The organism is Sinorhizobium sp. 8-89, assembly GCF_030124325.1.
Lineage (GTDB): Bacteria > Pseudomonadota > Alphaproteobacteria > Rhizobiales > Rhizobiaceae > Sinorhizobium.
This window is the reverse complement of record NZ_JASKLR010000002.1, coordinates 394,102-413,079: the sequence shown is the minus strand read 5'-3', so window position 1 is coordinate 413,079 and position 18,978 is coordinate 394,102. Positions and strand designations below refer to the sequence as shown.

Annotated in this window: 19 protein-coding genes; all 19 read left to right on the top strand. The window is 61.1% G+C overall.

Going from position 1 to position 18,978, the window contains the following annotated elements:
• The first annotated feature begins 110 nt into the window (after nucleotides 1-110).
• The 19 genes from QN219_RS06450 (at nucleotide 111) to QN219_RS06360 (ending at nucleotide 18,944) form a co-directional block, all read left to right on the top strand.
• The gene (locus QN219_RS06450) at nucleotides 111-680 is read left to right on the top strand and encodes a hypothetical protein (RefSeq protein WP_283998756.1); all 570 of its coding nucleotides are present in this window, start codon (nucleotides 111-113) and stop codon (nucleotides 678-680) included.
• A 585-nt stretch (nucleotides 681-1,265) separates the two neighbouring features.
• Nucleotides 1,266-1,502 (top strand): hypothetical protein, encoded by a 237-nt coding sequence (locus QN219_RS06445; protein WP_283998755.1) that lies wholly within the window; start codon nucleotides 1,266-1,268, stop codon nucleotides 1,500-1,502.
• A 195-nt stretch (nucleotides 1,503-1,697) separates the two neighbouring features.
• Nucleotides 1,698-2,648: a hypothetical protein gene (locus QN219_RS06440; RefSeq protein ID WP_283998754.1), complete on the top strand. Its 951-nt coding sequence runs from the start codon at nucleotides 1,698-1,700 to the stop codon at nucleotides 2,646-2,648.
• Nucleotides 2,649-2,872: 224 nt separating this feature from the next.
• The gene (locus tag QN219_RS06435) at nucleotides 2,873-3,868 is read left to right on the top strand and encodes a DUF5309 domain-containing protein (RefSeq protein WP_283998753.1); all 996 of its coding nucleotides are present in this window, start codon (nucleotides 2,873-2,875) and stop codon (nucleotides 3,866-3,868) included.
• A 1,007-nt stretch (nucleotides 3,869-4,875) separates the two neighbouring features.
• A complete protein-coding gene (locus QN219_RS06430) occupies nucleotides 4,876-5,610 on the top strand; it encodes a hypothetical protein (protein WP_283998752.1) in 735 nt (244 codons plus the stop codon).
• A 46-nt stretch (nucleotides 5,611-5,656) separates the two neighbouring features.
• Complete coding sequence (locus QN219_RS06425; protein WP_283998751.1) at nucleotides 5,657-7,120, top strand: hypothetical protein; 1,464 nt, start codon at nucleotides 5,657-5,659, stop codon at nucleotides 7,118-7,120.
• A gap of 375 nt (nucleotides 7,121-7,495) precedes the next feature.
• Entirely contained in the window at nucleotides 7,496-8,293 is a 798-nt protein-coding gene (locus tag QN219_RS06420) for a phage tail tip lysozyme (RefSeq protein WP_283998750.1), read from the top strand.
• A 66-nt stretch (nucleotides 8,294-8,359) separates the two neighbouring features.
• On the top strand, nucleotides 8,360-8,527 hold the full coding sequence (locus tag QN219_RS06415) for a hypothetical protein (RefSeq protein ID WP_283998749.1): 168 nt from the start codon (nucleotides 8,360-8,362) through the stop codon (nucleotides 8,525-8,527).
• Between the two features lie 2 nt (nucleotides 8,528-8,529).
• Nucleotides 8,530-8,853, top strand: a complete 324-nt coding sequence (locus QN219_RS06410; RefSeq protein WP_283998748.1) for a hypothetical protein — start codon at nucleotides 8,530-8,532, stop codon at nucleotides 8,851-8,853.
• Nucleotides 8,850-9,443 (top strand): hypothetical protein, encoded by a 594-nt coding sequence (locus tag QN219_RS06405; protein ID WP_283998747.1) that lies wholly within the window; start codon nucleotides 8,850-8,852, stop codon nucleotides 9,441-9,443. The genes QN219_RS06410 and QN219_RS06405 overlap by 4 nt, the downstream gene beginning before the upstream one ends.
• A complete protein-coding gene (locus QN219_RS06400) occupies nucleotides 9,440-10,042 on the top strand; it encodes a hypothetical protein (protein WP_283998746.1) in 603 nt (200 codons plus the stop codon). Before QN219_RS06405 ends, QN219_RS06400 begins: the two co-directional genes overlap by 4 nt.
• A 14-nt stretch (nucleotides 10,043-10,056) precedes the next feature.
• The gene (locus QN219_RS06395) at nucleotides 10,057-11,667 is read left to right on the top strand and encodes a hypothetical protein (protein WP_283998926.1); all 1,611 of its coding nucleotides are present in this window, start codon (nucleotides 10,057-10,059) and stop codon (nucleotides 11,665-11,667) included.
• Nucleotides 11,664-12,110: a GNAT family N-acetyltransferase gene (locus QN219_RS06390; protein ID WP_283998745.1), complete on the top strand. Its 447-nt coding sequence runs from the start codon at nucleotides 11,664-11,666 to the stop codon at nucleotides 12,108-12,110. The genes QN219_RS06395 and QN219_RS06390 overlap by 4 nt, the downstream gene beginning before the upstream one ends.
• A 7-nt stretch (nucleotides 12,111-12,117) precedes the next feature.
• Nucleotides 12,118-13,467, top strand: a complete 1,350-nt coding sequence (locus QN219_RS06385; RefSeq protein WP_283998744.1) for a tail fiber domain-containing protein — start codon at nucleotides 12,118-12,120, stop codon at nucleotides 13,465-13,467.
• A 157-nt stretch (nucleotides 13,468-13,624) separates the two neighbouring features.
• Nucleotides 13,625-14,461: a hypothetical protein gene (locus QN219_RS06380; protein WP_283998743.1), complete on the top strand. Its 837-nt coding sequence runs from the start codon at nucleotides 13,625-13,627 to the stop codon at nucleotides 14,459-14,461.
• Nucleotides 14,462-15,609: 1,148 nt separating this feature from the next.
• A complete protein-coding gene (locus tag QN219_RS06375; RefSeq protein ID WP_283998742.1) occupies nucleotides 15,610-16,716 on the top strand; it encodes a hypothetical protein in 1,107 nt (368 codons plus the stop codon).
• Complete coding sequence (locus tag QN219_RS06370) at nucleotides 16,717-17,208, top strand: hypothetical protein (protein ID WP_283998741.1); 492 nt, start codon at nucleotides 16,717-16,719, stop codon at nucleotides 17,206-17,208.
• Nucleotides 17,209-17,275: 67 nt separating this feature from the next.
• The gene (locus QN219_RS06365; RefSeq protein WP_283998740.1) at nucleotides 17,276-18,034 is read left to right on the top strand and encodes a TylF/MycF/NovP-related O-methyltransferase; all 759 of its coding nucleotides are present in this window, start codon (nucleotides 17,276-17,278) and stop codon (nucleotides 18,032-18,034) included.
• A gap of 73 nt (nucleotides 18,035-18,107) precedes the next feature.
• A complete protein-coding gene (locus QN219_RS06360) occupies nucleotides 18,108-18,944 on the top strand; it encodes a hypothetical protein (protein WP_283998739.1) in 837 nt (278 codons plus the stop codon).
• Nucleotides 18,945-18,978: the final 34 nt, after the last annotated feature.

The following is an 18,978-nucleotide window of genomic DNA, read 5'->3' as shown; positions in this document are numbered from 1 at the left end:
AAACCGGGCGTGAATATAGCGGTGCATTTCATCGGAAAAATGGACCGACGGTTCAGCTACCCCTTGGGTTCCTTGGAGACGGCTCATCTCATCCGCTCGGTCACCGAGGTATGGCAATGGCAGGGAAGACGGAAATCGATGGCGGACGGCGCGGGCGCTTCTGGAGGATGACGCCCTGGGCAATCGCAGTGCTCCTGTTGCTGCTGCCTTTGTTGGCAATGCAGTTCACCGATGAAGTGACCTGGGATGTGACCGATTTCACTGTCTTCGGCACGATGCTGTTCGGTGCTTGCGCGGCCTGGGAGTTGGCGGCGAAAATGACGAGCAACAGGGAGTACCGGGCTGCCGTCGGCATAGCGCTCGCGGCAGCATTCCTTCTCATATGGATAAACCTTGCCGTCGGCATCATCGGAACCGAGGATAACCCTGCCAATCTGATGTATGGCGGAGTGCTTGCCGTCGGGCTCATCGGCGCCGTCGTCGCGCGTTTTCAGCCACGTGGGATGGTGCGCGCGTTGATCGCGATGGCGCTCACTCAGGCTTCGGTCGCCGTCATCGCGCTGATCGGCGGATTAGGCTCCACGGGAGCGAGCATCGTTCTGGCCGGGTTCTTCGCCGCGCTGTGGCTCCTGTCGGCCTTGCTGTTTGGCAAAGCGGCGCGGGCACAAACTTCCGCCTAGGTTCGCACGGGAGAGGGCCGCATTTGGGATAAGCTGTTTCCCGGCAGCGTTTCCCTGCGCGACGCCCAACGCAAATGGAATGATCGAATGTAGGCCATGCGGCCGACACTGTGTTGCCGAGATTAGGCCCCGCGCGTGAAGCTCAGATAGGCGACAAGGCAAAGCAGCCAGAAGACCGCTCCCGCAAACATGCTCATCGTGGAATTGAGAAGGAAGCGACCGGGTGGAAGACGCTTCAGGCCTAGCCAGCTGAAACCAGTGTCTGCCGAATAGATCTTCTCGACGTCGACTCTGCCGAAACTGACCAGCGGCACGATGATGCGCGCTGTCCGATGCAGGATAAAATCGCAGCTGAGAAGGTCGAGAATGTTAAGGATGGAACTGATGATAACGTCGAATGCGAGGCCGGATTTTTTTCATGTTCCAAACACACTTCTTTCCATTTCTCGGAACTCGCGACGAGGGTGGACTTGATGTGTTGCGGCTGCAGGGCTTCGCCTCACGTGATGATGCGCTGCCTTAGTGGCGATTTTTTCACGCAACGGCCCGGATGGCCGTTTAGTACTCCAAGGGAGACAAGGTGACATGAAACCAGAGGAAAGGACGGCCGCGGCGCGCGCGCTCATAGACAATCCGCTGTTCGACCGATTGATGGACGAACTGGAAGCGGCGGCGATCAACGGCTGCATCAATGCGAAGAGTACAGACCATGAGACGCGCGCGGCCTTTGCGGCGGAGGGGCGGGCGATCCGGAATTTCCGCGGCAAGCTCAGGTTCCTGGCGGAGCAGGCCGGCGCCGAAGGAACGAGCGCGCCGGCCTGACGCGGGCGCCCGAGACGAGCCTTCCTTCGCCGGGCGGTTTCGTTGTCGGTTTGATTGAGGAAGCCGATGTATCTGTTTGAATCATATGAAGATTTTTGCTAAGTCACGTCTGCCGTTTCGCCGAAAGTCTCTCTCTTTGCCGCATCTTCCTGGGCGAATCCCACTTCGCCTGAAAATGCTTTGAAAGGTCATTCCATGATGAACGATAGTGCCAACCTGCCTTTCGGCGGGAGCAAAACCGTTGACGGCTCGCTCGAGCCCGCAAGTTTCGACGACCTCGATTTCCGGGAGCTGCACGAGGCCAATCCGGACGACGAGGGTGAAGAGGCGTGGGGCGCAACGACCACGGAATACGCCGATGAGGATGACGATCCTGACACCCAGGGCGACGAGCCGGACCTCGATGACGAGGAGCCGGCCAACGAAGCCGAGGATCTGATCGTGACGCTCAAGGGCGGCGAGCAGGTTCCGCTCGAGGAACTGAAGCTCGGCTACATGCGCGACCGCGACTACCGCCACAAGACCCAGGACCTCGCCAACGGGCGCCGGGCGCTGGAAACGATGAGCAGCCGCGTCGCGGCCACCGCCAACGCCGTTGCCGAACTCATCGCCGGCCAGATCCCGGACGAGCCGCCGGAGGACCTGAGGCTCTACGATCCGCAAGCCTATCAGCGGCAATGGGCGCTGCACCAGGCGGGGCTGGAACAGCTCTCCCAGGTGATGGCGCTTGGCGATGAGCCGGCAAGCGTCACGGCCGAACTTCAGGCCGCGGCGAACGAGGAGAGGCTGGAGGCGGAAAACGCCAGGCTTCTCGAAGCCTTCCCGGAGACGGGACACGACGAGGGGCGGCAGGCCTTCTTCGCCGATGCCTTCGAGACGGCGCGCGAGCTCGGATTCTCCGACGAGGAGGTGCGCGAGGCTGTCGACCATCGGCTTTTCAAGCTGGCGCACTACGCGCGGCTTGGCCTCATCGCCGAACGCTCGCGGACGAAGGCCTTGCAGAAGGTGGCCGCGGCACCCGCCGCGGCGCCGCGCATAAAGGCGAGAAACCAGGCGCAGCGCCACCAGCGCCAAAGCCGCGAGGCGATGCGGCGGCTGGCAAGGAGCGGCTCGATCCGCGACGCCATGGCGGTCGATTTCGAGTAGCGCCGCCCGCGGGTGTTTTGCACACCCCTCATCCGGCCTGCCGGCCACCTTCTCCCCGCTTGCGTGGCGAAGGAGATGCGTGGCGGTGCCCCGCCCAAATTCTCCCCGCGTGCAGGGAGAGGGGGCAAGTCGGACCGAATCCGATCATTTCAACAACATCGAGGTCTTCCCGCGTGAACTCCGCGCGCGGGCGGCCGATCTCATTTTCACAGAAGGACCAGAAAATGGCAGTTCTCACCAATACCTTCCAGACCACCCAGGCCGTCGGCAACCGCGAGGAGCTTTCCGACGTCGTGTCGCGCATCACGCCGGAAGATACGCCGATCTACTCGCTGATCGAAAAGGGCAAGTGCACCACCTATCACCCGGAATGGGAGACGGACGAACTGGCCGCGCCGGGCGCCAACATTCGCGAGGAAGGCGAGGAATACGCCTTCGGCGCGATCACCCCGCCGACGCGGCTTGGCAACTACACCCAGATCATGCGCAAGGACTGGATCATCTCCGCCACGCAGGAGGTGACGGCGGAGGCCGGCAATGTGCAGAAGCGCAAGTACCAGAAGCTGAAGAAGGGCGTCGAGATCCGCAAGGACCTGGAATTCGCGATCGCCGATACCAATGCGTCCGTCAGCGGCGCCACCCGCGAGTTCGGCTCGCTCAGCACCTGGCTCACCTCCAACGTCTCGCGCGGCGCCGGCGGCGCCAATGGCGGGTTCAATGCAGCCACCGGCCTGACGGTGGCGCCGACCGACGGCACGCAGCGCTCGTTCACCAAGGCGATCCTCGATACGGTGATGCAGCAGGGCTACCAGAACGGCGCGAACTTCCGCCATGTCTCGGTTTCGCCCTATGTCAAATCCGTCTTCGTCACCTTCATGTCGGACAGCAATGTCGCGCCGTTCCGCTACGCGGTATCGCAGGGCGGCGAGCGCAACACCATCGTCGCGACGGCGGACTATTATGAGGGCCCGTTCGGCACGGTGATGATCCATCCGAACCGGGTGCAGGCGGTGAGCGCCGGGCTCGCCCGCAACGCCTTCTTCATCGACACCGACATGCTCTCCTTCCTGTGGCTGCGCCAGATCCAGGAGGACCGCGACGTCGCCAAGACCGGCGACGCCGACAAGGGCGTCATCATCGGCGAGGGCGCGCTGAAGGTGCATAACGAAAAGGGCCTTGGGGTTGCGGCCGATCTCTTCGGGTTGAGCGAGACGAACTGAGGACGGGGTCAGGCGAGGGGCGGGCTTCGGCTCGCCCTTTGTCAGCAATGCGGCAGAGCCGGGCCGGGCAGCCGAGGGCTTCGCGACCGCAACACTAACCTTCCGAGGAGAACTTCATTGCCTAATCCTCTCGATAAGCTTCGGGAAAAATTCCGACATCACTGATTCCGTAAATCTTGCTAAACATGAGAAGGACATAGAAACCTTCAACAACAGGAAATATCCTGAGCTCGGACATTACACGCCGCAGAGCTTGCGCTCGGTTCGAGGCATCAGGAATGCAAATGCCCATGCCTATGTCAGCGTGATGATCGAGCGTGAGAATTTCCCGGGTGTGGCTCGGGTTCTCGGGACGGGCCGCGAATGGGAATCCTGGCGTTCCGATCGGCGTAAAGGCGTGGACAACACAAAGGATCATCTTCGGGACGAATGGAACAATGATATCGGCCGACAAATAGGAAGATACGCCAAGGACCATGACCTAGATGAAGCAGAGGTTCTGGAGTTAGTCGATTATGCGCGGAGGAACGGCGAACTTACTCGGTCGATCAGCGACATAACACCGAATCCGCGTCTCCGGAACTATGCGGACGCGACCGAGCGCCCGGCGTGGTCGGGGCCGCCCCCTCGTGGCTTGCCTCCCTTGGAGGCTCTTCATGAAAAACGCGACTTGCAGCGGATGCAGGCAAATTCCGACGATTGGCAATCAAAGGCCACGTTGAAGGCGGAAGGCTTCTGGAGCCGGCTCTTTCCTGGGCGCGGAAGCCTGAAGCAGATGATTTCCACGTGGGGGGACTAAAAGTCCGCCGTGTGACGGATCCGCATGACGAGCTCTTGGGGTGGTGCTTTCACGCGTCTCGTTGCCGCCATGCCGCTCCACGACATACACCAGGACCCCGGTTGCGAATATTTTCTTCTCCTCATGTTGCGCGTGTTCACGAAACGTTCTAGGAGAAGGAATAGTTGTGGCTTGATTGTCACTCTGCACGCAGAAGTATGGAGAAGGCATGCGAGACTGGCTTCTGGGCATCTTTTATCTTTTTCTTGCCGCCCTTGGTTTGCTGGTCGCACTTGACGCACTGGTTCTCGCCACGATCGATCCTTACTCGTACGAGGACATGAGCCGGGGCGGCATCTGTGAAAGAAGCGGAGACGTAGCGCCGGAGTGCGCCATGCCGCCGGAGGATCCAAACAAGGTCCTGGATGCTTTGCTTGCCTGCGACATGGGCTTCTTCAAGATACTCCAGGAAGAGAAGGCGGCTTTCCGACGTGCGGAAATTCAGCCTGTCCCACACAATCTCTTTGACCCCGAAGAGCCGCGCGTAACCTTCGTCAGGTTCCGCGAGCCGGTTGAGGCTTACGGACTCCACCTTACCGGTTATCTGCAGCAGACGGATGCAACCGGCGCAAGCTGGGGTTTTCACGCGACAGAGGAACCAGCCGAGGTCGCAAGGGCAATCGAAGCGCGCCGGCCGGGGAAGGAAAAATTCAGCGAGTACGGCGACTCTCGGCGCCGGATCGAAAACTCGCCGGGCCGAACGGTCGTGATCAGCCCGCCCGGCGGCAGGCCTCTACCGGGAACGAGCCTTTATTGCCAGCGCGCCGGAGAGACCGGCGCGGTGGAAGAGTTGCCAGACGGCTTCGATCTGTTCCTGTCCCAAGGCTTGGCAACGAATTTCCTTCGAAGGCTGGAGGCGTTCGTTGCTTCAGCGGGGAAGACGCTCTCCGATCTCGCGCGGTAAGCGGCGACGATGGCATCGGGGCGAAGTGGCTCCCCCGATTGAGACGTTGGAATTGCCGAAGATAACAAATGTGCAGGGCGGCGCCACCGCCGACACGATGGGCGCCATGAGTGCCATGCCGGCGCCTCGCTCCTTGTCCGGCTATGAATACTTCCGCGCGACTCTTGCGTGTGTTCTCTTTTTGTTCTACAAAGAAACGGGCTGCGCGATGGACTGTGAAGCCGCTGATGGCAAAGAGGGGCCGGGCGGATGCGCGTTCTTGGGGCCATCCGATCTAGAAGACGGCATCGGCACACTGGCGATAGCGGCCGCGCAAATGATGTCTCACGCGTTTCCTGCCGGTCAGGGCACGGGCGATAACGAGCGCGGAAACAAGTGGTTGAATTCTTTTGCGTCGAGAGGAGCAATCTTGTTCAGGAGTTTCATCGCGGCTCTGGTCGCTTTCATCGCACTCAATTTCGCCGCACCGGCACTTGCCGCGCCGGACCGGCTGCTTGATGCGCTGCTTTCGTGCAAACCGGAGTTTTTCTCGGTACTGAAGGAGGAAAGGGCGGCGCTGGGGCCGGTAAGGATCGATTTCGATGAAGGCGAGAGCAACTCGCCGCACCGTCCGCGGGAAAACGATTACGAGCAAATGGCGATTTTCGCCAAGCCGATCGCGATCGCTGGTTTTCCGATCATCGGATATTCCCAGAGGTACTCTGTTCGCGAAGGCGAGGCGCCGACCTCGTATCATTTGCAGCTTCGAGTTGCCGCGCCCCTCGACAAAGTTGTCCAAGCGCTCGAGTCACGGCTGGGGATCCCGTTCGAGGAGATGCGATCGTATTTCGGCTGGAGCGGCAAAGAGGCGATAAAAGGCGGTCGCCTGTCACCGGACTTTGTAGTTTCAGAAATGGATACTCCCGAGGGGCAGTCCAATTTGGAGTGCTATTTTGCAGATGAAATGGGAGGTTTCCCGCTCCCTGACATCACGGAACTGTTTGGAGCACCCGAACTGCGGCCGCTGCCGCTTGCCGACGCCGACCGGCTGATGAAGGCGCTGCTTTCCTGCACGCCGGAATTCTTCAATTTTTTAAAGGCCGAACAAGAGGCCTTCGGAGCGGTGCAAATCAGCCGCATATCTCGATGGGGCAAGAGGAACGAGCCGATTGAAACGCGGGTAACGTTTGAATCGATCGTGCACGCGTGGGGGCTCGATCTCACCGCCTATGTCCAAAGGGTTGATCGATCGGGGGGCAAGGAAAAAATTTCGTGGGGATTTGAAACGGCAGAGTGGGCGGCCCGACTTTGGCACGCCATCGGGCGGCGCACCGGAAGCGGATATGTGGACGGAAAGGGATGGATGCTGGATCTGCCGACAGAGGAAACAGGCTACGCGCCTTCACAGTACTTCTTTATCGGCGATGTAGCTTCCCAGGAGAGAGGATTCTTGTTCTGTTCAGTCAACTCGGATGATTTTACAGCGGCGCTGCCTGAGCCCTCCGATTTGTTCCTGACGGAGGCAAGGTAAATCAGTGAATTCTGAAGCGCATCGCATTCAATACGAGCCATGCGACGCGCTTTGAGTCTTTGCTTGCATGCAGGTCGTTGTCCCGAAATTGCGGCGCACGTTCGGCGACATGCATTTGATGGTGCGAAGCCGCAATCGCAGCCGAGAGTTTTCCTGGAACCCGGATTTTCTCCGATCAGCCAACGGATCCCTTCGAAAGTTGTGGAGGCGCAGCCTGCGACGTCTCAGGTCCTGAGACGTCCGGACCGGCCGTCGGCGCCTGCTCGGGATTCATCGTTTCAATCTAATTGCTAAGGTGAACGAATGACCAAGCGAAAGCTAATGAATGCCGAAAGAAGCCTGAACTGGATGGGCTTCCCAGTGCAGAGCTATTCGATGCGCGACGCGATGGAGGTTTTTGAAGATCGTCCGACCGTTGACCAGAGGCGAATGACCGAAATTGACGATCCGGGGAATGGTGGCCTGCGCCCCTTCGCGCCGGATCATAGCCGGCTCATCGAGCCCATGCCGAGGGCGCCGATGGACTACCGGGGGGCGCTGACAGAAACGACCAAATTCGGCAGGCCTGCGGCGCAACTGCCGGCCGATCATTTCCAGAAGTTGAAGGCGACCGACGTATTGTCGGACAATATCGCCGCCCGTCTGAAGCGAGATCTTCAGCAAAAGCTGAAGATGAGCGAGGAGCAGGTTGCCGCCATCGTCGGAAATTCCGACCACGAGAGCGGCGGCTTCGGGCGAACCTTTGGCAATCTTTGGCAAAACGGACGCGTGGATGAAAACGCATTCGGCTATGCGCAGTGGGACGGTCAACGGAAGAAAGACTTCTTCGAATGGGCGAAGGAGCGAGGCTTGGATCCACACTCCTACGAAGCCAACTATGGCTTCCTGGAGCACGAATTCAAGAAAGGTGACGAATTCGACAATGGTGAAGAGCGCACGGCACTCACCGACTTTTATGCGACCCGGAATGTTGATGAGGCAACTGAACTGCTGGCCCGAGGGTATTTGCGTCCCAACGACAGGAAGCTGCAACTGCGGAAACGGCAGGCGGCAGCGAAAAGCGCAATGAAGCTCCCGGACTACCAGAACGACATCCCTTACGACTATCCACCGTGGCGAACGCCGGTCCCGGCGGCCCGCCCGGACTCTGATGGCAAGCCCTGGCGATATTGAGCGTGCATATCGAAACATCGTTAGCAAGGCGGTTCTTCGGAGCCGCCTTTTTCATTGGAGAAGACAATGTCCGAAACAAAGAAGCCGGTGCCTGTCCGGCTGACCTATGACGTCTGGCTCAACGACGGAGAGCGGACGCCGGCTGGAACCGTCGTATCCGTGAGCCTCGGGGAGGCCAAGGCGCTGATCGCCAACGGCAAGGCCGAGCGGGCCGATCCGCTGCCGGGAGAGTGACCATGGTGATCCGCGACGGTCAATGGAAGCTCTTCGATTATGATTTTCAGACTGGCCGCTCCGTCTGGGTGATGGAGGACGGCAACAAGACCCATTGGCGGACGGACTATCCGGCCGAAAACCTCGTCCGCCAGAACGAATTCACCCGCCATGCCACCGCCGGCAACGCTTTCGGCGAATGGACCAAGGTCGCCTCGATCCCGCTCAACCTGGCGCATTCCGAAAACCTGGTCAGGGCGCATTCCGAAGGGGACGACCGCTATGTGAAGCGGTGGCTCAACGACGGCGACAACCGCGCCTGGCGCAGCTTCGAGGGACATCTATGACCATATCCGACTATGCGTCGCTCCTCGTCGACGCTGGCGACTATTCCGGCCGCGACGACATTGCCCATCTATTTCCGCGCTTCCTCGTGATGGCCGAGCTCAAGCTCGACCGCGTGATGCGCGTTGCCGACATGGAGAAGACGGCGACGGTGCCGCTGACCGAGGGCGAGGGCGGCCTGCCGGCGGATTTCCTGGAGGCGCGGCAGGTGCTTGCCGGCGACGGCCGGGCCTTGCGGGCGCTGCCGTTGCAGGAGCTTGGCAGTCACGAAACAGGCGATCCGCGGCTCGGTTATGCGAGCATCGGCAACGCCATCAAGGTGCGGCCGAAGGGAGCCGAGGACATTCACCTGACCTATTATGCGAAAATCCCCCCGCTGACGGCCGAAGCACCAAGCAACTGGCTGATCGAAAAGGCGCCGGACGTGTACCTTTACGCGCTCGTCGAGGAAGTCGCCATCTGGGAGCGCGATGCCGCCAAGGCGGGGGCGGCCGAGGCACTGAAGCGCCAGGCGATGGCCGGGCTTGGGCTTGCCGACGAGCGCTTACGCTGGGGCAATGCCGAAATCGTCATCGGAGGGCTGACGCCATGACGCTTCTGACCGTAATCAACGAAGTTTCGGACATCGTCTCGCTCGACCGCTTCGACAGCGTCTACGGGACGAACGATCCGAACGCGCAGACGATGGTGGCGCTGGCCGAGGAGGCGGGCGCCGAGATCGCCCGGCGCGCCGACTGGAAGCGGATGCTGAAAACGCATGCCGTCTCCGCTTCGCCGGAACTCCTGCCTGCAGACTACCAGCGGCTGGCACCCGGAGGGCCGGTGCGGGCGGCGGACGGCCGCTTCTTCCGGCGGGTCACCAACGGAGCGCAATGGGCCGTCATCGCCGGCGTCGCTTCCGTCGAACCTTATTGCCACCTTAGCGGCAAGACGATGCTCTTCTCGCCGGCCGCTTCCGCCGCCGGCGCGACGATCGACTATTTCTCGAAGAACTGGGTGCTCGGCGATCCTTACGAGGAGCGCGATACGTTCCGGGCGGACGACGATACGACACTCTTTCCCGAGCGGCTGCTGAAGAAAGGGCTGATCTGGCGCTGGAAGCGGCAGAAGGGCCTCTCCTTCGAGGATAACCTTGCCGAATTCGAGGCGGATCTCCTGCATGAGATCAATGCGGACAGGGGGACATCATGACGGAAGTTCGCATGATGAGAGTCCGCCCCGGGCGCCTGCCGCAGACCAACCGCGGGCAGGCGAGCATCGGCCGGCCGCAGACCTCGCAATCGGTGATCTTTCCGGCGCCGAAACAGGGTCTCGTCACCACCGCCGACATGGCGTCGCAGACACCGGGCTCGGCGACCGTGCTTACGAATTTCCTGCCAACGCTTGCCGGCTGCAAGATCCGCGGCGGCTCACGCAAGGTCGGGCTTGCGGCCGACGGCGGCGCGATCCGCAGCGCCTTCAAATACAAGTTCGGCAGCAACGAAAAATTGTTCATGGCGACCGCGAGCGCGATCTACAACATGACGGCACCGGCCGCCCCGCCGGCAACGACGGCAGCGGCCGTGAGCGGGCTTTCCGGCGGCGACTGGTGCGCCTTCCAGCACACGACCGCCGGCGGCTCGTTTCTCGTCTGCCTGAACGGCGCCGACACGCGCCGCATCTATGATGGCACCACCTGGACGACGACGCCGACGATCACGTTTCCGGACGCGACGACCATGGCTCAGCTCAACTACGGCTGGCTGTTCAAGAACCGCGAATTCTTCCTGAAGAACGCGACGCTCGACGCCTACTACCTGCCGGTGAACGCCATTGGCGGCGCGGCGGCCGTGTTTCCGCTCGGCGGGGTGATGAAGAAGGGCGGATCGCTCATCACAGGCTTTTCCTGGTCGCTCGAAAGCGGCGACGGGCTCTCCGATCTCTGCGTCTTCGTTTCGACCGAAGGGGAGATCGCGGTCTATGCCGGCTCCGACCCGTCGAGCGCCAGCGATTTCGCGCTGAAGGGCGTCTACCAGATCGGCAAGCCGCTCGGGAAGAACGCCTGGCTTCGCGTCGGCGGCGATGTGCTGATCGCGACCTCGGACGGGCTGACGCCGATGTCGCAGGTGTTTCAGCGCGACCGGCAGGCGCTGAGCCAGGTTTCGGTCTCGCGACCGATCGAGGACGACTGGCGGCAGGCGGCGAATGCCACCGGGTCCGGCTGGACGCTGAAACCCTGGGCCGAGCAGAACCTGGTCTTCGTTGCCTTTCCGGACAACAGCGTGGTCAGCGACAGGACATTCGTCTTGAATGTCTTGAGCGGGCGCTGGGCGACGATCAGCAACTGGCGGGCCAATTGCTTCGAGACGCTGCAGGGGGGGCTCTTCTTCGGCTCGCGCGAAGGCTATTCATGGCAGGGCGACACCGGCGGCACCGACGACGGGCTCACCTTTGCCGCCACCTATCTCTCGCAGTTCACGCCGGCCGGACAATTCGGCCAGCGGACGGCGGCGACGATGGCACACATGTATTTCCGCGCCAAGAGCCGGCCCAAGATACAGCTCTTCGCCCGCGCCGATTTCGACCGCACCGCGCCGCCCTTCGACCGGGTGACGGAAGGCGACATGGCCTCGCCGGAATGGGACGTCGGCCTTTGGGACGTGGCGCGCTGGGACGGCGTGTCGGAGATGCTTCGCCACGACTTTCGCCAGAACGTGTGCGCGAGCGGCGACATGCTGGCGGTAGGCTGCGTCATTACCTCCGGCGGCGCGGTGAAACTCGACATCGAGGTGGACCTCGCCACGCTGCAGGTCTCGGCCGGGGAGGCGAGCGCGTGAACATCATCTGGGGCGGGGCAGGCGACCCTGCGAACAACGACGCGATCGCCGGCTTCGTCGCCGCTCATATCGACGGCTGCGGACGCGGCTTTGCCGACTTCACCACGCTCGGCGTGACGGATGAGGGCTGGCTCGTCGCCGGCGTCGTCTACCACAACTATTCGCCCGAAGCGGGCGTCATCGAGCTTTCGGCCGCCGCCACCAGCAAACGCTGGCTGACGCGGCCCGTGCTGAAGGCCATGTTCGGTTATCCCTTCGACGAGATCGGCTGCCAGATGGCGGTGCTGCGCGTCTCGGAGGAGAACGCCGGCATGGTCGGAATCGCCCGGCGCTTCGGGTTCACGAGCCACTGCATTCCCCGCCTTCGCGGGCGGGAGGAGGCGGAAATCATCTTCACCCTGACAGACAACGACTGGCGGGCGCATCCCGTCAATCAACGATAGGTGCTCTATGGGAAAATCGAAAGCGCCCACTCCCCCGGATCCGAAGGCGACGGCGGCGGCGCAGACCGCGACCAATGTCGGCACGGCGGTTGCCAACGGCTACATGGGCAATGTCAACCAGGTGACGCCGGACGGCAGCCTCACCTACAGCTATACGACGCAGAAATGGACCGATCCCCTGAGCGGGAACGTCTACGATCTGCCCGTGGCGACGGCGACGCAGAAGCTCTCGGAGATGCAGCAGAAGATCAAGGATCAGAACGATGCGGCGAACCTCAATCTCGCAACGCTCGCCACGTCGCAATCCAGCCGGCTGAACGACCTGCTCGGCAAGCCGATGGACATTTCGAAGGCCCCGGCCGGCGGCGACCCTTCGAAGCTCCAACTCCCGCAATACCAGCAGTTTTCGGGCGGGCCGGAGCTAACAACCTCGGTCGCCAATGCCGGCAACATTAACCGCAGCTACGAGACGGATTTCGACACGTCGAAATACGAGAATGCGCTGATGGCGCGACTCAACCCGCAGTTGGAGCGTGACCGGGCGGCGCTGGAAACACGGCTTGCGAACCAGGGCCTGCAGCCGGGGTCGGAGGCCTATAACCGGGCGATCGACGAGGCGAACCGGACGTCCAACGACGCCCGCATCGCGGCCGTGCTGAACGCCGGCCAGGAACAGACGCGGCTTGCCAACCTCGCCAATCAGAAGGCGAGCTTCGAGAATTCAGCTCAGGCGCAGGCCTACGGCCAGGCGTTGCAGACCGCCGACTTCGGCAACAACGCCAGGCAGCAGATGCACCAGAACAGCCAGTCTGCGGCGGCGGCCAACAATGCGCTCAAGGACCAGAGCTTCAACGCCGAACAGGCACGAATCAACGCGCAGAACACCGCGCGCTCCAACTATCTCAACGAGCAATATGCGCAGCGCAACCAGCCGATCAACGAGATCTCGGCGCTCTTGTCCGGCGCGCAGGTGACGAACCCGAACTTCGTGCCGACGCAGGGGCAGTCGATCCAGCCGGTCGACTATGCCGGGCTGGTGCAACAGAACTACCAGAACCAGATGGCGTCCTACAACGCCCGGCAGCAGGCGGGCGGCAACCTGCTCGATTCCCTCCTGAGCTTCCTTCCGAAGTCTGACCGCCGCGCCAAGAAGAACATCGAGAAGGTCGGCAGGCTCAAGGGGCACAACCTTTACGAGTTCCGCTACAACGGCGAGCCTGCCTCCGGGCAGAAGCATATCGGCGTGCTGGCGCAGGAGGTGGAAAAGAGCCGGCCAGATGCGGTGCTGCGCGGGCCGGACGGCATGCGCCGGGTGGATTATGGCCGGCTTTTTTCGGCGGGGAAGAGGCGGAAGTAGGGCGACCGCTCCGGAGACCCGAAACATTTCGCTTCAGAAATCAAGACATCGAAAGCGCCAGCCAGCCACTCTGGCCATGGCGACGACACTCCGTGAGCAGCCCGTCGACAGCCACCGTCGATGCGTGGCTGGCTGCCGCCAAAGAAGGGAAATGCAAGTGAACTACAGAACTTTGACCAATGGGCTGACATTGGCGGATGCACTGCGGCTATCCGAGAAGCAGGCGGCGGAGGAAGAAAAGAGGCGCGCGGCGCAGCGCCAGAACCCTCTGGTCGTAGAGCGCATCAAGCAGATGGAGAGAGAAAGAGAAGAGATGATGCGCATGCGCGAGGCTGTTCTCAGGAGGGCCGAGGCGAGAGGAGGGTTTAAGGGGATCGTCGCGCGTCCAGCTTACGCCTTTGGAACGGGATTCGTGGAGGGCCTTGGCCCAGCAGGAGAGCTGGCCACCTGGACGGGCGAACAGGCTGCCGCCTACGCGGACGCACTGGCGAACGCCACGGATGCCGCAGCCAACTACCAGGAAATAAAGGCATTCAGACAGGAAGCCCAGCGGGATCACCCCCACGCTACGACAGCCGGAGGACTCTCCGGAGCCTTCGTCAAGGAGCGCTTTATTCCGCCGGCGGCGGGCATCGCCCTGGACGTCGGAGCGGGCGGTGTGATGGGGGGCATCGAAAATGGCTGGACGCCGGAAAACGTGCGTCGGGGCGCGGAACAAGCGGCTGCAGAGGCGCTTGCTACCCACTACGTGGCGAAGCCGTTCGGAAAAGCCGCCAAGGCGCTGGGATTCGCAAAGGATAGCAAGAACCTCGACGCCGCGATCAGTGTCGGGAGCGGTGTATTGGTAGACGGCGGTAGCGCCGCTGGCCGAGCGATCTGGGAAAAGGCTGGGCGCGGCGGGCCAAGGAACTACCAAAACCTCAACCCGATGGGCGACTTCACCGGTGACTATCTCGGCGACGACCGTCCTTCACCCTCCCGGTTCCGCCGTTGACGGGCAGGTGAGTCCCGGGATCTCGTTCCCGCGCCTTTTCTGCACGTGTGCCGCGATGCGAAAGCAAGTACCCGTTGCAACTAGTCGAACGTTGCCTATCCTCGCGACACGGGGCGTCATCAGCGAGAAAGCGAGTCGAGGAGAGTTCGCCGTCCCGTGCGTCGCGTCGGAACCGGCACCCCCGTCCAGGAGTCGAGCACATCTATGTCTTCGGTTGTTGTTGGTATCGTAATTTTTGTCCTTTTGTTGTCGGCTCATTATGGTTTGCAGTACTTTGGCTTAAGGTTGTCCAAGGGGTCGGACTGCCCTGCTTTGGTTCCTTATTGGTGGCCTATCGGCAGCGTTCGTTCGCTGGCTTTCCGCATAAGCAGACGCGCAGTACAGCAGTCGCGCAACGGGTTGGCTGATGCCTTTTTTGCCTTCTTCTCTGTGCTGAGCAACGGCCGAAGTCGGCGGCGCGGAAGAGTCTTTCGTGGGCCGGCTGCATTCCTGTGACAAGCACAGGAACGAGAATGGGAGGGAGAAGCCCTGCCATACCGCAACCGACGAGGCAAGCAGTGGGGTGCTTTCGTGTGCTGTGTAACGGCCATGTACAGTGGGGGACGGGATGTCGAAAACTTTTTACGTGCTCATATATCTCATAATAGTCTCTTATTCGGTCCTCCACGTATATACGCTCCCCAACGTCATTGGTTATGAGGCAGTCATATATATTGTTCCGAAGGCAGATGTGCGTGTAAATAACCACTTCTTGTCGACGGAGAAGGGCTTTTTACATAGAGTCTGGTGCTGAGACTAGCTTTTGCGTCTTGAATGAAACAGAAAACTACTGCGGTTATATAGCCGGACTGGGGGACTACTTCTACGTAGATAGTGATGCGAACTTCCAGGACGTTACATTTCTTCTTTCACGGTTCGTGCTGCGTCCCTTGCTTTACCACATCTTTGCCGGCGTATATGTCGACAAGTCTAAGTTGTGGACGGCGGATTGACGGGGGGGTCGCAGGAAAATGTACTGCATACGTCCTTCGCAGTGACCTGAGACAGGCGCTCTGCGCAACTCGCGAGGCGGAGCCGTCGACACCCTGCACGCGATCCGTTCGAAACCGAACCATCTTCAAGCGGCCTCCCATCGGGAGGCTTTTTTCATGGAGGCTATCTTGCCAAGAACAGGCGGAGTCTATTCCCCACCGGCCGGCACCAAGGGTGTGCCGAACACGACGATCCAGAGCGTGCCTTACAACGCGCTGATCGACGACCTCACGGCGGACGCCAATGCCGCGCGGCCGATCACCGCGGGCGGAACCGGCGCCACGAGCGCCAGCGCTGCCCGCACGGCGCTTGGCGCGCAGGCCGCGAGCGCGGCGCTGAGCTCGATCGCCGGGCTTGCGACCGGCGCCGACAAGACGATCTACACGACCGCGGCGGACGCCTATGCCACGACGGCGCTGACGCCGTTCGGCCGCTCGCTGATCGACGACGCCGACGCGGCGACGGCGCGCTCGACGCTCGGCCTCGTTATCGGCACGAATGTCCAGGCGTTCGACGCCGGGCTGCAATCGATCGCCGGGCTGACGACGGCCGCCGACCGTATGATCTACACGACGGCGGCTGACACCTATGCCATCACCCCGCTCACGGCCTTTGCTCGCACGCTCCTCGACGACGCCGACGCGGCGACGGCGCGCTCGACGCTCGGCGTTGTGATCGGGACAAACGTGCAGGCCTACGACACCGGCCTCGCGGCCATCGCTGCGCTTCCTGTCACGAACGGCAACTTCATCGTCGGCAACGGAACCACATGGGTCGCCGAAAGCGGCGCAACGGCCCGCGCCTCGATGGCGGCGGCATCAACCGCGACGACCGTGACGGCCGGCAACGGACTGATCGGCGGCGGCGACCTCTCGGTAAGCCGCACGCTTACATTGGGCACGCCGTCAAGCATCACCAACGACACGACGAATAGCGTGACAAGCACCAGCCACACCCACGCGCTGGGGTTCACGGCGGCGGAGGTTTATACGGGGACATCGGCGGGGGAAACCAATTTTCCGTTGGGGCATGTGCTGTGTGTTAGTTCGAGCGCTTACACGGCGCGCAACGCAAGCGCAGGCATTCATCTCTTTTCCCCCAACAGCTTCTCTTACGTTACCACTGGTTACGTCAATGCCGGCGCGCAGCTTTCCGGAACTTGGCGGTGTCGCGGTGTTTCCGACGGCGGTTCGGAAATCAATCTCTTCCAAAGGGTCGCCTAAATGACTGTCACATCTTCCAATATATCTCTCAATTCGGTCGGAGTCGTCACGGCTACAGCTGAGGAGGGAGTCTTTGTGGTATGTTGTAACATCACGGACGCTGAAGGCCAAACCTACGACACAGACTATTGTAGCCGTCCGGACGACCCTTACGGCTTGAGTCCGGCGGTCCGCGCGTGGCTCGCGGCGAATCCGTCATTCCCAATCCAGCCCTTTGTCCCCCCGACGATGGACCAAATCCGCGCCGGTATGCCTCCGCTGACAGCGCGTCAACTCCGGCTCGGCCTTGTCAACAGCGGCCTCGCGCTTGCGCAAGTAGATGCGGTAATTGAGGCGATGCCTGATGGCCCCGAGAAGGAGACTGCAAGGATTGAGTGGGAATACGCGACGACCTTCGTTCGCGGCCACGCGTTCATTACCGCGATAAGCGGCGCACTCGGTCTTTCCGAAATGGAGATCGATAAAATGTGGTCGACAGCTATCGATTTTTGACCTGCTTGCGGCGCTCAACTCCTGCCTGTATAGCAGCGCAAGCAGCATCACACACAGGATCAATTGTATGAGGTTTCGTGAATTAAGGAAGCGTGCGCGATACATAGCGCACGGAGATAAATCGCTTCCAGGTCTGGAGATGGATGGCTTTCGCGTCCTGAACAAGAATACGGCCTTCCTCGACGATCCGAAATTCAATGCCGCATGGAGATTTGCCGAGCAGGGTAACAAAGAGGCTTGGGCGAAACTTGGCTATGTTCCTGATGTCCGGTGGCGGGCGCATGTTTGTTGCTGGGCCGCTCGGAATGCGTCAAAATTAGAGGGTGACTTCGTTGAGTTCGGTGTAAATGCCGGCCTCTTTTCGATGACAGTTTGCGACTATTTGGACTTCGATAAGCTGGACAAAATGTTTTACCTCTTTGACACTTATGAAGGGATTCCTACAGAAGGACTGTCGTTGAGTGAAAAGGCAATCGCTATTAAGCGAAACAACAAATTTTATATCGACGTCTACAACATCGCGAAGCGGAATTTCTCGCGATTCCCGAATACCTCTCTGGTTAAGGGCGCACTGCCGGAAACACTTGATGCGACAGCTATAGAGAAGATTTCCTACCTCTCGGTGGATCTAAATAGCGCGCGATACGAAAAAGAATGCATCGAACGTGTATGGGATAGGATCGTCCCAGGTGGTCATATCGTATTGGACGATTACGCGTTTAAGGACCTCGAAGAGCAATATGACATGTGGAACGAGTTCACTGCTAAACGCGCGCATATGGTTCTTACGTTGCCGACCGGTCAGGGTTTGATTATCAAACATTAGCTACCCTGAACGAATTGCCTACCACGACCCCGCCATCGAGCGGGGTTTTCTTTTTCCAACAACAAGGTGAATCATGCACAAAACCGTGCCTCCCGGCGCGGCGATTCTGCTTGACTTTATTCGGGAGACCGAGGTCGGGCGGAAAGACCGCGCGTCTTATGACGTGATCTATGCCAACAGGCAGAAGAGGCTGAAGCAGCCGCTGACGACCATGACCTTCGGCGAGGTCGTGGACGCGCAAAGGTCGTGGTCGAAGGGCCATGGGTCGAGCGCCGCCGGCGCCTATCAGTTCATGCGGGCGACACTGATCGGCCTGGCGAGGGAAATGCCCTCCATCGAGGGTACGGACATCTTCGGGCCCGATCTGCAGGACTGGCTCGGCTATCATCTGCTGAAGCGTCGCGGTTACCGGGAGTTCGTGGCCGGCGAACTGTCGTTGGTCGAATTCGGCAGGCGGCTCGCGCAGGAATGGGCGTCGCTTCCGGTGCTGGCCGACACCAGGGGCAGTCAGCACGAGGTGAGGCGCGGCCAGTCCTACTACGCCGGCGATGGTCTCAACAAGGCGCTGGTGAAGCCGGAGACGGTCGAAGCCGTGCTGCGCAATGTGCTCACCGCGGCGCGGCGCCCAGCGATGCTGGAAGACGAAGAAGGTGCCGCACCGGTCATGCCGGGCGAACCCGTGCCGGCCCCGATGCGCCCGGCGTCGAAGCGCAAGGCGGTGGCGAGATCCGGGCGCTTCTGGACGTGGCTGCTGACGGCCGGCGGCAGCATCGTCACGGGCTTGAAGGAGTTGAACCTCGTCACGCTCGACTGGCGGGTGCAGTTCGTCATCCTGGCGGTGATCGTCGGCTTTGCCGCCTATGCTATCTCCTCCATGCCCGTCGTGCGCGAGGCGCTGGGCCTCGAATGACGATGTTCTGGGGAAAGATCCTTGGCGGCGGGCT